This is a genomic window from Serratia sp. PL7 (genome assembly GCF_945957435.1).
In genome coordinates this window covers 315520-327383 of sequence record NZ_CAMFLB010000005.1, presented here as the reverse complement: position 1 = coordinate 327383, position 11864 = coordinate 315520, and the positions used below count along the sequence as shown (strand labels likewise).

General features: G+C 57.2%; 10 protein-coding genes. 4 read left to right on the top strand and 6 right to left on the bottom strand.

Annotation, left to right across the window (positions count from 1 at the left end; genetic code table 11):
* Positions 1-185 precede the first annotated feature (185 nt).
* The 4 genes from seqA (at position 186) to N6G83_RS23850 (ending at position 3585) form a co-directional block, all read left to right on the top strand.
* Entirely contained in the window at positions 186-728 is a 543-nt protein-coding gene (gene seqA / locus N6G83_RS23865) for a replication initiation negative regulator SeqA (RefSeq protein WP_021805296.1), read from the top strand.
* Between the two features lie 77 nt (positions 729-805).
* Positions 806-2449 (top strand): phosphoglucomutase (alpha-D-glucose-1,6-bisphosphate-dependent), encoded by a 1644-nt coding sequence (gene pgm, locus N6G83_RS23860; protein WP_211135492.1) that lies wholly within the window; start codon positions 806-808, stop codon positions 2447-2449.
* A gap of 189 nt (positions 2450-2638) precedes the next feature.
* On the top strand, positions 2639-3277 hold the full coding sequence (locus N6G83_RS23855; RefSeq protein WP_024483167.1) for a PadR family transcriptional regulator: 639 nt from the start codon (positions 2639-2641) through the stop codon (positions 3275-3277).
* Positions 3277-3585, top strand: coding sequence for a DUF3861 domain-containing protein (locus tag N6G83_RS23850; RefSeq protein ID WP_021805293.1), 309 nt, complete (start codon positions 3277-3279; stop codon positions 3583-3585). Before N6G83_RS23855 ends, N6G83_RS23850 begins: the two co-directional genes overlap by 1 nt.
* Here N6G83_RS23850 and kdpE read toward each other — a convergent pair.
* The 6 genes from kdpE to N6G83_RS23820 all read right to left on the bottom strand — a co-directional run bounded on the left by kdpE (position 3582) and on the right by N6G83_RS23820 (position 11524).
* The gene (gene kdpE, locus N6G83_RS23845) at positions 3582-4271 is read right to left on the bottom strand and encodes a two-component system response regulator KdpE (protein WP_024529329.1); all 690 of its coding nucleotides are present in this window, start codon (positions 4269-4271) and stop codon (positions 3582-3584) included. The genes N6G83_RS23850 and kdpE overlap by 4 nt on opposite strands.
* Positions 4272-4289: 18 nt before the next feature.
* Positions 4290-6983: a two-component system sensor histidine kinase KdpD gene (kdpD, locus tag N6G83_RS23840; protein WP_024529330.1), complete on the bottom strand. Its 2694-nt coding sequence runs from the start codon at positions 6981-6983 to the stop codon at positions 4290-4292.
* An 80-nt stretch (positions 6984-7063) separates the two neighbouring features.
* Positions 7064-7633 carry a potassium-transporting ATPase subunit KdpC gene (kdpC, locus tag N6G83_RS23835; protein ID WP_024529331.1) on the bottom strand — a complete coding sequence of 190 codons (570 nt, stop codon included), beginning with the start codon at positions 7631-7633 and terminating at the stop codon, positions 7064-7066.
* A gap of 18 nt (positions 7634-7651) precedes the next feature.
* Positions 7652-9721 (bottom strand): potassium-transporting ATPase subunit KdpB, encoded by a 2070-nt coding sequence (gene kdpB, locus N6G83_RS23830; protein WP_211135489.1) that lies wholly within the window; start codon positions 9719-9721, stop codon positions 7652-7654.
* Between the two features lie 25 nt (positions 9722-9746).
* Positions 9747-11435, bottom strand: a complete 1689-nt coding sequence (kdpA, locus tag N6G83_RS23825; RefSeq protein ID WP_211135487.1) for a potassium-transporting ATPase subunit KdpA — start codon at positions 11433-11435, stop codon at positions 9747-9749.
* Positions 11435-11524, bottom strand: coding sequence for a K(+)-transporting ATPase subunit F (locus N6G83_RS23820; RefSeq protein WP_037375124.1), 90 nt, complete (start codon positions 11522-11524; stop codon positions 11435-11437). The genes kdpA and N6G83_RS23820 overlap by 1 nt, the downstream gene beginning before the upstream one ends.
* Positions 11525-11864 lie beyond the last annotated feature (340 nt).

Here is an 11864-nt window from a genome sequence, read left to right as displayed (position 1 = left end):
AGAATTTTGCCGATATTTCATGGTATGGTGAGGGCTTGGCGGCCAAGGCGGTTGGCTAAAGTCTGCTTTTGCCGTTTGGGAGAACATTGTAGTGTTCGCACCCGCGCTTTTAACCTTATAATCCCATGGCTTGAATGCACCAATTGGCTTCAGGTTCATAAGTAGAAAAAACGTACTGGATAAAGATGAAAACTATTGAAGTCGACGAAGAACTTTACCGCTATATTGCCAGCCACACGCAACATATCGGTGAAAGCGCGTCTGATATTTTACGGCGTATGTTGAAGTTTACCGCAGGACAGCCTGTGCGCACGGCTCCTGTGGTTGCCAGTGGCCAGGCAGAGCCGTCAGCGGCTGCCGTTGCAGCACAGCGTCCACGCGATCGCGTGCGTGCGGTGCGCGAGCTGCTGCTATCGGACGAATATGCCGAACAGAGCAAAGCTGTAAATCGTTTTATGCTGGTACTTTCCACCTTGTACACCCTCGATGCGGCGGGCTTTGCCGCGGCAACGGATTCGTTGCATGGCCGTACCCGGACCTATTTTGCTGGCGATCAGCAAACGCTGTTGGCCAACGGAACGCATACCAAGCCCAAGCATGTGCCAGGTACGCCTTACTGGGTGATCACCAATACCAATACCGGCCGCAAACGCAGCATGATCGAACACATCATGCAGGCCATGCAGTTCCCAGCGGAACTGATCGAGAAAGTTTGCGGCACCGTCTAATTTAGCGAACAGCCCGTCACGGTGGCCGTAAGCGACTCATTGCCCGGCCACAGTACTGGCATTTTAGGGAGTAGTCGATGGCTAATGACCCACGTGCCGGGCAACCCGCTCAGCAAAGTGATTTGATCAACGTAGCCCAGCTGACGTCGCAGTATTATGTGCTGCAACCAGAGGCCGGTAATGCTGCACACGCGGTGAAATTCGGTACCTCAGGGCATCGTGGCAGCGCGCTTCGTCAGAGCTTTAACGAAGCACATATCCTGGCGATTGCTCAGGCCATTGCCGAAGTGCGTCGTCAACAGGGCACCACTGGCCCTTGCTACGTGGGTAAAGACACCCATGCGCTGTCCGAACCCGCCTTTATTTCCGTGCTGGAAGTGCTGACCGCCAACGGCGTTGACGTGGTGGTGCAGGAAAATAACGGCTTTACGCCAACCCCTGCCGTGTCACACGCTATCTTGTGCTTCAACCGCAAAGGGGGCGCGCAGGCAGACGGCATCGTGATTACGCCTTCGCATAACCCACCTGAAGACGGCGGCATCAAATATAACCCGCCAAACGGTGGCCCAGCCGATACCAACCTGACTTCGGTGATTGAAAAGCGTGCCAACGAACTGCTGAGCCTCAAGCTGCAGGGCGTACAGCGTCAATCGCTGGAAAAAGCCTGGACTGGCGGCCATCTGCATGCGCAGGATCTGGTGCAACCTTACGTAGAAGGGCTGGTAGATATCGTCGATATGCCTGCCATTCAGCGTGCGGGCCTGAAACTGGGTGTCGACCCGCTTGGCGGTTCCGGCATTGCCTACTGGCAGCGGATTGCCGAGCACTATAAGCTGGATCTGACGTTGGTGAATGACTCCATCGATCAGACCTTCCGCTTTATGCACCTCGACCATGACGGCATCATCCGCATGGACTGCTCGTCCGAATCGGCAATGGCGGGCCTGCTGGCCCTGCGCGACAAGTTCGAGCTGGCGTTTGCCAACGATCCGGACTATGACCGCCACGGTATCGTCACGCCTGCGGGCCTGATGAACCCGAACCACTACCTGGCCGTTGCCATCAATTACCTGTTCCAGCATCGCCCGCAATGGGGTGCCAACGTTGCCGTAGGTAAAACGCTGGTTTCCAGCGCGATGATTGACCGCGTAGTGGCCGATCTGGGCCGCAAGCTGGTGGAAGTGCCGGTCGGTTTCAAATGGTTTGTTGACGGCCTGTTCGACGGTAGCTTCGGCTTCGGCGGCGAAGAGAGCGCCGGGGCTTCGTTCCTGCGCTTCGACGGTACACCTTGGTCTACCGACAAAGACGGCATCATCATGTGCCTGCTGGCGGCAGAGATCACTGCGGTCACCGGTGAAAACCCGCAGCATCATTATAACGATCTGGCCAAACGCTTCGGTGCGCCAAGCTACAACCGTATCCAGGCTCCGGCAACCTCCGCACAGAAAGCGGCGTTGTCCAAGCTGTCACCGGAAATGGTCAAGGCCAGCACCCTGGCGGGCGATCCAATCACCGCGCGTTTGACGGCAGCTCCGGGTAACGGCGCTTCCATCGGCGGCCTGAAAGTGATGACAGACAACGGCTGGTTTGCCGCTCGGCCATCGGGTACCGAAGAGGCTTACAAGATCTACTGTGAAAGCTTCCTGGGTGCCGAGCACCGTGAGAAGATCGAACGCGAAGCGGTCGAGATCGTCAGCGAAGTGTTAGCTTCAGCCAAGTAATCTCTCCCTCGATAATGAAAAGGCGCTGTTTTTACAGCGCTTTTTTTATGCCTGTAATTTAGATATATCTAATTTCAGGTTACCTCTTGCGCATTTAGATATATCGATCTAGATTAGAGCCATCGACGCAGTTTAGATATATCTAAATGCGTCGATGCTCATATCATCAATCAAGAGGTAACAACCATGATGTTTAATCGATTTGCACGTCACCACGACCAGCGGGAAGAGGGGCATTGCCACCACCGCCGTGGCGGCCGTCATCATTTTGCTGGCCGCGGGGAACACGGCCGTGGTGGTGAAGAACATGGCCGGGGCGGGCGCGGGCGTCATCGCCTGTTTGAACACGGCGATCTGCGTTTGGTGCTGCTGGCGCTGGTAGAGCGTAAACCTAGCCACGGCTACGAGCTGATCAAGGCGATCGAAGAGGCTTCTTCCGGCCTGTATGTGCCAAGCCCTGGCGTGATTTACCCAACCCTCACGTTGCTGGAAGAGCAGGACTTCCTGGAACCGGCAGTGGCTGGCAATGGCCGTAAGAGCTACCAAATTACCGAACTCGGCAAGCAGGAGTTGCAAAAACATCAGGCGGCCATCGAAGTGATTTTTGCCCGCCTGGCTGGCGCTGGGCGTGACCATCGCCATGAGGGCAATCTGGCCGAAGGGATCTCCGAAGTGATGAATCGCCTGCGCTACCTGCTGCGCGGCAACATGATGCGTGCGGATTTGTCTCAGGAGCAGGTCGGGCGTATCAATCAGGCACTGCTGACCGCCGTGGAGGCTATCGAAGCCGAAATGGTATCGCCAAAACAGCCACAGGAGGATAACTGATGCCAGGCCACCGTTTCCGCATTACCGTAGAAGCCCTGACAGACCGTAAAGGCGAACCCGTCGACAAGCCGGAGTTGGTGTTTGAGGTAGAAAATCACGACGATATTCTGGCCATTGTTGAGCGCATTCAAGGGCGAGAGGATCTGAACTTTGGCGAACAGAACAGCGCGGCCTTTGCCGTCGGGCTCAAGCTGTTCTCCGAAGTGATGATAGAAAACCGTAAGCATCCGCTGTTTGAGCCACTGCGTGACTCGTTTAAGGCGTTTATGATCGGACTGAAAAAGGGGCCAACATCGTCGCAGGATTAAGGCATAAACCGATAGCCGACGCCGGTCTCAGTGAGCAGATGCCTGGGCCGCGCCGGATCGGCTTCCAGCTTTTGCCGCAGATGGCCCATATAAATGCGCAGATAGTGGCTGTGTTCGACGTAATTGGGTCCCCAGACGTGGCTGAGTAGCTGCCGCTGGGTGATCACCTTACCGGAGTTGGCCAGCAACTCGGACAGTAAACGGAACTCGATGGGCGTCAGATGCAGATCTTCACCGTTACGCAAGACGCTACGGTTGATCAGATCGACGGTGATATCGGAGAAGCTGACCAACGGGCTTTCCTGTTGGCTATTGGCGTGGCGGCGTAGCGCAACCCGCACCCGGGCCAGCAGTTCACCAATGCCGAACGGCTTGCTCAGATAGTCATCGGCCCCCGCATCCAGCGCGGCAATCTTGTCCTCTTCGGCATGGCGAGCGGAAAGGACAATCACCGGCACGGCGCTCCATTGGCGCAGATCGCGAATGTAGTCCAGCCCGTCGCCATCGGGTAACCCCAAATCAAGAATGATCAGATCCGGCTTGCGCGTGCCGGCTTCTATCAGCCCACGCTGCAGCGTTTCACTTTCAAATACCCGTAACCCTTCGCTCTCCAGCGCGGTGCGCACGAAGCGACGGATCTCTTTCTCGTCTTCCACAATCAGAATGTTAGTCGGCGATGTGGTCACGGGGCCTCTACTCTTTGGTTACAAGTCAAAATCTGCTCCATCCAGTTCGGGTGGCTTTTCCAACGGCAGCATAAAGTGGAAACTGGCTCCGCCTTCGGCGCGGTTCTCCGCCCAGATGCGGCCGCCGTGTACTTCAATAATGGCACGACAAATCGCTAACCCCAAGCCGACGCCGGGGATCGCCGACTCTTTATTGCCACGGGAGAACTTGTCAAATATCAGTTGCGTCTGTTCCTCTGGGATGCCGGGGCCATTATCCCAAACCTCCACTTCCAGCCAGTCCTTTACTGCGTGGGCGCGGATCCCGATGATAGCATCGGCACCGGCATATTTATTGGCATTTTCCACCAGGTTGGTGAACACCCGCTCTAACAGGCTGCCATCACAGTTGATCAACACCATCTCTGGCGGCAACTCCACCTTGATCTCGTGCAATACCAGTAGCGGTTCCAGCATATGCAGTGAGGCACCGACGATCTCTTCCAGCGATTGCCACTCTTTACGCAGGTTAAAACCACCGGACTGAATGCGTGCCATATCCAGCAGATTGTTTACCAGGCGGGTGGTACTGAGCACCTGCTGGCGGATTTGGCTGGCCTGTGGGGCGTGGCTGGAGCCTTCGGTGGCCAGATCCAGCGTCAGGATCTCTGCCTGACCAAACAGCACGGTAAGCGGAGTACGCAGATCGTGAGAAAGGGCGGCCAGCAGCGAGTTACGTAGCTGTTCGCGTTCGGCATCCAGCTTGGCCTCTTCGGCGCTGCGGGCCAGATGCAGGCGCTCCAGCGCGCTGGCGATCAGCACCGCAAAGGTCTGTAACAGCCGCTGTTGCTCCGGCACCATTAACTGGCGCACATTGTTCGGCTCAATTGCCAGCAGGCCAAAGGTTTGTTTGGAGGTGCTGAGCGGCAGCAGTTGGTACGGCACACCGGGCAGGGTGTCGGTACCGGCCCCGGCGGGCAAGCCTTTGCCATAGCTCCAGCGGGCGATGGCCTCATCCACCGACAGCAAGCCGCCTTCTTCACCCACCATCTGTTGCAGGGAGCCATCCTCCTGCGGCAGCAGCAGTACGGTCTTGGCCTGGAAGCTGCTGGAGATAAAATGACGGCTGGTTTTGGCAATATCTTCTCTGCTCAACGCCTGGCTGAGCCCACGGGACATCTCATATAAATGGCGCGCCCGTTGTTCGCGATAGCGTGCCACCCGGGCCTGATAACGTACCCCGGCGGTCAGATTACCAATGGTGATACCGACGGTCAGCATCACGGCAAAGGTCAGCAGATATTGCATATCACTGACGGCGAACGACCATTCGGGCTGTACGAAGAACAAATCGAAGCTGGCGACGTTGATCACCGCGGCCAGCACCGAAGGCCAGCGGCCAAAGAATAGGGCAACAATCGCCACGCCCAGCAGATAAACCATCACCAGGTTGGCGGAATCGAAGCCCGGCAGTAACCATTGTGACAGCAACGTGATGATGGCGCACAAAGCTACGGCAACGGCACAGCCCCGCAATTGGAAACGCCATTTTTCGCTAAAGGCGCGGTTATCGTGCTCTTTTATCTGCGGCTGGGGCGTATCGTTTTCCAGCGCTACAATCACCAGATCGAGATCCGGCCCAAGCTGGCCAAGGCGATCGGCAAAGCTGCCGCGTAGCTTCCAGCGCTGTTCGCCACGGCGGCCGATAATGATTTTGCCCAGGTTATGTTCCCGGGCATAGCGCAGTACCGCACGTTCTTCAGAAGGATCGGAAAGGGTAGCGGTTTCTGCCCCTAATTCTTGCGCCAGCCGTAAGGCGCGCAGGATGGCTCGCCGTTGATTTTCCGGCAGGCGGTGCAGCTTGGGGGTTTCAACATATACGGCATGCCAGTGGCAACCGAGGCGTGCCGCGAGCCGTGCTGCGATGCGCACCAGCTTTTCGCTACCGCTGTTATGGCCGACGCACAGCAGGATGCTGTCCCGGGTATGCCAGACCTTTTCACGCCCCTGATTATCGCGAAAGGCCCGCATTTGGTCATCAACGCGGTCGGCAGTGCGGCGTAGTGCCAATTCGCGCAGGGCGATCAGGTTACCTTTACGGAAGAAATGCTCGATGGCGCGTTCGGCCTGGCCTGGGATATAGACCTTGCCTTCGTTGAGCCGCTGACGCAGATCGTCTGGGGGCAGGTCCACCAACACCACTTCGGTCGCTTCGTCAAACACGTGGTCAGGCACGGTTTCCCTGACCCGTACTCCAGTGATGCCGCCGACGACGTCGTTCAGGCTTTCCAGATGCTGGACGTTAACCGTGGTCAGCACATCGATACCGGCATCCAGCAGTTCGTCCACATCCTGCCAACGTTTGGGATGGCGTGAACCCTGGGCGTTACTGTGCGCCAGCTCATCCATCAGGATCAGGGCCGGATGGCGTGCCAAAGCGGCATCGAGGTCGAACTCCTGCACCTGGCGGCCACGATGTTGGATGCGTTTTGCTGGCAGGATCGACAACCCTTGCAGCAACGCTGCCGTTTCCTGGCGGCCGTGGGTTTCCACCACGCCAATCAGCACGTCTAGCCCCTGCGCCCGTTGCCGCTGAGCCTCCTGCAACATGGCGTAGGTTTTACCTACCCCGGCGCAGGCCCCGAAGAAGACTTTCAGTTTGCCGCGTGGCTTTTCATTGGCTAACGCCAGCAGGCTGTCTGGGTCGGGGCGTTGCAGTTCGTCATCCACCATCAGAGTTCCTTGTTTACCCATGCAAAGCGGGTTCGGCAATGCCGAACCCTTTATTTAGCTACTTTTTATCACGTCTTCAGTTATTTCAACGCATCCAGCGCCATATTCAGCTTCAGCACGTTGACCACCGATTCCCCCATAAAATTGGGCGTGGCGCGATCGGTGTTTTCATCAATCAGCTTGGCAATCTGCTCCTGTGGCAACTGACGAGCGTTGGCGACACGCGCTACCTGGTACTTGGCGGCGGCCAGCGAAATCTGCGGATCCAGGCCACTGCCGGAAGCGGTCAGCAGATCGACCGGGATCGGCCCGCTCATCGCCGGGTTAGCCTGGCGCAACTGCGTTGCCCGCTCACCGATCGCTTTATCCAGCGCCGGGTTGGTGGCGGCCAGATTACTGCCGCCGGATGCCATCGCATTATAGGCCGAATCGCTGGTGGCAGAAGGACGACCCCAGAAATAACCCGGTTGGGTGAAGTTCTGGCCAATCAACGCCGAGCCGACCGCTTTATCCCCTTGATAGAGCAACGAGCCGTTGGCCGCCCCGCTGAACAGCAACTGTGACAGCCCAGTGGTGAGTAATGGGTAAGCGATACCGGTGATCGCCGTCAGCAGGATCAGCATAACCAGAGAAGGACGTAAATAAGACATCATAAATTCCTCGTTATCTTAGCCGGCCATATTCAGCGCGGTCAGCAGCAGGTCGATCAGCTTGATACCCACGAACGGTACCAGCAGGCCACCCACACCATACAGCCACAGGTTACGGCGCAGCAGAGCCGCGGCGCTCATTGCTTTGTAACTCACCCCTTTCAACGCCAGTGGGATCAGGAAGACGATCACCAGAGCGTTGAAGATCACCGCCGACATAATCGCCGAGGCGGGGGAGTGCAACTGCATCACGTTCAGCGCATTCAACTGCGGATAGGTTGCCGCGAAGGCCGCCGGGATAATGGCAAAGTACTTCGCCACATCGTTGGCGATACTGAAGGTGGTCAGTGAACCGCGCGTCATCAGCATCTGCTTACCGATATGCACCACTTCGATCAGCTTGGTCGGGTTGGAGTCCAGATCGACCATGTTGCCCGCTTCCTTGGCCGCCTGCGTCCCCGAGTTCATGGCAACCGCCACGTCGGCCTGTGCCAGTGCAGGGGCGTCGTTGGTGCCGTCGCCGGTCATCGCAACCAGGCGTCCTTCCGCCTGATACTGACGGATCAGCGCCAGTTTGGCCTCTGGCGTGGCTTCCGAAAGGAAGTCATCCACACCGGCTTCAGCTGCGATGGCGGCGGCGGTCAGGCGGTTATCCCCGGTGATCATCACCGTCTTGATGCCCATCTTGCGCAGTTCGGCAAAGCGTTCTTTAATCCCGCCTTTGACGATGTCTTTCAGCGCCACGACCCCCAGCACGCGTGGCCCTTCGGCGACCACCAACGGCGTACCGCCGGTACGAGCGACGCTTTCCACCAACTCATCTACTGCACGTGGGAAGTGGCCATTATTGGATTCGACGTGGCGGCGAATGGCGTCCACCGCCCCTTTACGGATCATCCGGTCCTGCACGTTGACGCCGCTCATGCGGGTTTGCGCAGAGAAAGGTACGAAGGTGGCATTCAACGCCTGCAAATCACGTTCGCGCAGGTTGAAGCGCTGCTTGGCCAGCACCACGATACTGCGGCCTTCCGGCGTTTCATCGGCTAGCGAAGAGAGTTGGGCTGCATCGGCCAGCTCTTGCTCTTTTACCCCGGGAGCCGGCAGGAATTCGGATGCCTGACGGTTACCGAGGGTGATGGTGCCGGTCTTGTCCAACAGCAATACGTCAACGTCACCGGCGGCTTCAACGGCGCGCCCGCTGGTGGCAATCACGTTGGCTCCCAGCATGCGGCTCATCCCGGCGACGCCGATAGCGGACAATAGCCCACCGATGGTGGTCGGGATCAGGCAGACCAGCAAGGCCACCAACACGGTGATCGACACTATGCTGCCGCTGCCTGCGGCTTCCACGCTGTATTGCGAGTAAGGGAACAGGGTTGCGGTTGCCAGTACGAACACGATAGTCAACGCCACCAGCAAAATGGTCAGCGCCACTTCGTTTGGGGTTTTACGGCGTTTGGCACCTTCGACCATGGCGATCATACGATCGAGGAAGGTTTCCCCTGGGTTGACGCTACACTGCACCACCAGCCAGTCGGACAGAATACGCGTCCCGCCGGTCACGGAGGAGAAGTCACCACCGGATTCACGGATCACCGGTGCAGATTCACCGGTGATGGCGCTTTCATCGACCGATGCGCCGCCTTCCAGCACTTCGCCATCGCAAGGGATAGTATCGCCAGCTTCTACCAGCACGATATCCCCTTTACGCAGGCTCTCGGCCGAGACTTTCTCGGTGGCCCCATCACGCTTCGGTGTGGCGAGTTTCTTCGCCCAACAGGTTTTCTTGGTGCCCTTCAGGCTTTCTGCCTGAGCCTTGCTGCGTCCTTCCGCCAGCGCCTCGGCGAAGTTGGCGAACAGCACGGTAAACCACAGCCACATGGCGATGCTGCCGGTAAAGGCCGCGCTACCTTCGGCGTTGCCTGAAAGCACCGCCAGCCAAATGACTGAAGTCAGGATACTGCCGAGGTACACCACGAACATCACCGGGTTACGCCACTGAACGCGTGGGTCCAGCTTTTTCACCGCATCGATCAGCGCGGTACGCATCAGTGCCGGTTCAAACAGTGCGCGTTGTTTGCGAGTCATCTTGTTCTTCTCTCTGTTATGACTGTTAATTGGCCAACCACAGTTGTAAATGTTCGGCTACCGGGCCTAGCGCCAGTGCTGGGACAAAGGTCAAGGCACCGACCAGCAGGATGGTACCGACCAACAGGCCGATAAACAGTGGTCCGTAGGTTGGCAGAGTGCCGTTGCCCGCCGGTTGGCGTTTTTTGACACACAGCGAACCCGCAATGGCCAGCACCGGCAGGATCACCCCAAAGCGACCAATAAACATCGCAAAGGCCAGCAGCAGGTTGTAGAACGGCGTGTTGACGCTCAGACCGGCAAAGGCGCTACCGTTGTTGTTGGCTGCCGAAGAGACTGCGTACAGCACTTCACTGAAGCCATGCGCCCCTGGGTTGAGGATGCCAGCACGACCGGCGTCGGTAGCAATCGCCAACGCGGTGCCCAGCAGCACCAAGGTCGGCGTCACCAGGATTGCCAGTGCGGTCATCTTCATGTCATAAACATCGATCTTCTTGCCGAGATATTCCGGCGTGCGGCCAATCATCAGCCCGGCGATAAATACCGTCAGCAGCACGAACAGCAGCATGCCGTACAGGCCGGAACCGACGCCGCCGAACACGACCTCGCCAATCTGCATCAGCCACATCGGCACCATGCCACCCAGTGCGGTAAAGGAGTCATGCATGGCGTTGACCGCACCGCAGGAGGCCGCAGTGGTCACCACCGAGAACATGCTGCTGGCGAGAATGCCAAAACGGGACTCTTTACCTTCCATATTGATGTTGCTGCTACTGCCAAGCGTGCTCAGATGCGGGTTACCAGCCAGTTCAGCATTCATCACCACGATCACCGCAACGATAAAGATCAGCGCCATGGCCCAGATCAGCGCGTGACCCTGACGGTTTTCACCGGCCACCTGACCAAAGGCGAAGCACAGGGCGCAAGGGATCAGGAAGATCGCCAGCATCTGCACAAAGTTGGTCAATACGGTCGGGTTTTCAAACGGATGCGCCGAGTTGGCACCGAAGAAGCCACCGCCGTTAGTACCGAGCATCTTGATCGCTTCCTGAGAAGCCACTGGTCCCATTGGCAAGGTCTGCTGTGCTCCTTCCAGCGTGGTGATATGCAGGTAAGGCAGGAAGTTCTGCAATGTCCCCTGGCTGACGAAGAACAACGCGATCAGCAGTGACAGCGGCAACAACACATACAGGGTAATGCGCAGGATATCGATCCAGGCGTTACCGATGGTGGCGCTGGAACGGCGTGCAAAGGCCCGGATCAGGGCAAAGGCAACGGCGATACCGGTGGCGGCAGACAGGAAGTTCTGTACCGTCAACCCGGCCATCTGGCTGAGATAGCTGAGGGTATTTTCCCCGCTGTAGGCCTGCCAGTTGGTATTGGTGACGAAGCTGACGGCAGTATTGAACGCCAGATCCCAAGATAAACCGGGGAACCCTTGCGGGTTGAGCGGTAAGGAACCCTGTGCCATCAGCAGCACCAACAGCAGCACCAAACCGAGGATATTGAACCACAGGATCGCCAGTGCGTATTGCCACCAGGTCATCTCGGCGGTGTCATTACCGCAGCAACGCCAGATGGTTGCTTCCACATGGCGCAGCACCGGTAGCGGCTCTCCCTCGATCAGGCGAGCCATAAAGCTGCCCAGGGGACGGGCCAGCACCAGAAGCACCAGCATAAAGCTGGCGATCAACAAGAAGGCTGAAGCTGCCATCAGAAGTCCTCCGCATTAAACAGGGCATAAACCAGATAGCCCAACAGCAGCAGAACCAACAGCGCACCACCAATAACGCTGAAACTCACGGGACACCTCCAGAGGTGTTGTTTTTGATAGCCTGAGTGTAGGGAGGGCAGTAGAAAGAAGATGAAAAAATAGCGGGGACGGGTGTAAAAAAAGTATAAAAATGATTGAAATAACGGCAAAAATTGGCGGTTTTATACGCAGAAAGGGCGTGGGGGGATGGGGTGTTGGCATAAAAATCCGTTTAACGACCCTAACAACGCCAAGAAACCACAATGTAACCAATGTTAAGTTAGTTATTAACCTTGATGTAACAAAATTACGTTGTGGAGGCCTTTTTTGTGCTCTTTTTGCGCATTTTAGTGGTCGGATGAGTTGTAAAATTACACCCTATGCGGTAAT

Excerpts from the sequence above, each read along its gene's own strand:
- seqA (WP_021805296.1), top strand. The coding sequence starts at position 186 with ATGAAAACTATTGAAGTCGACGAAGAACTTTACCGCTATATTGCCAGC.
- pgm (WP_211135492.1), top strand. The coding sequence starts at position 806 with ATGGCTAATGACCCACGTGCCGGGCAACCCGCTCAGCAAAGTGATTTG.
- N6G83_RS23855 (WP_024483167.1), top strand. The coding sequence starts at position 2,639 with ATGTTTAATCGATTTGCACGTCACCACGACCAGCGGGAAGAGGGGCAT.
- N6G83_RS23850 (WP_021805293.1), top strand. The coding sequence starts at position 3,277 with ATGCCAGGCCACCGTTTCCGCATTACCGTAGAAGCCCTGACAGACCGT.
- kdpD (WP_024529330.1), bottom strand. The coding sequence starts at position 6,983 with ATGGTGGATGACGAACTGCAACGCCCCGACCCAGACAGCCTGCTGGCG.
- kdpC (WP_024529331.1), bottom strand. The coding sequence starts at position 7,633 with ATGTCTTATTTACGTCCTTCTCTGGTTATGCTGATCCTGCTGACGGCG.
- kdpB (WP_211135489.1), bottom strand. The coding sequence starts at position 9,721 with ATGACTCGCAAACAACGCGCACTGTTTGAACCGGCACTGATGCGTACC.
- kdpA (WP_211135487.1), bottom strand. The coding sequence starts at position 11,435 with ATGGCAGCTTCAGCCTTCTTGTTGATCGCCAGCTTTATGCTGGTGCTT.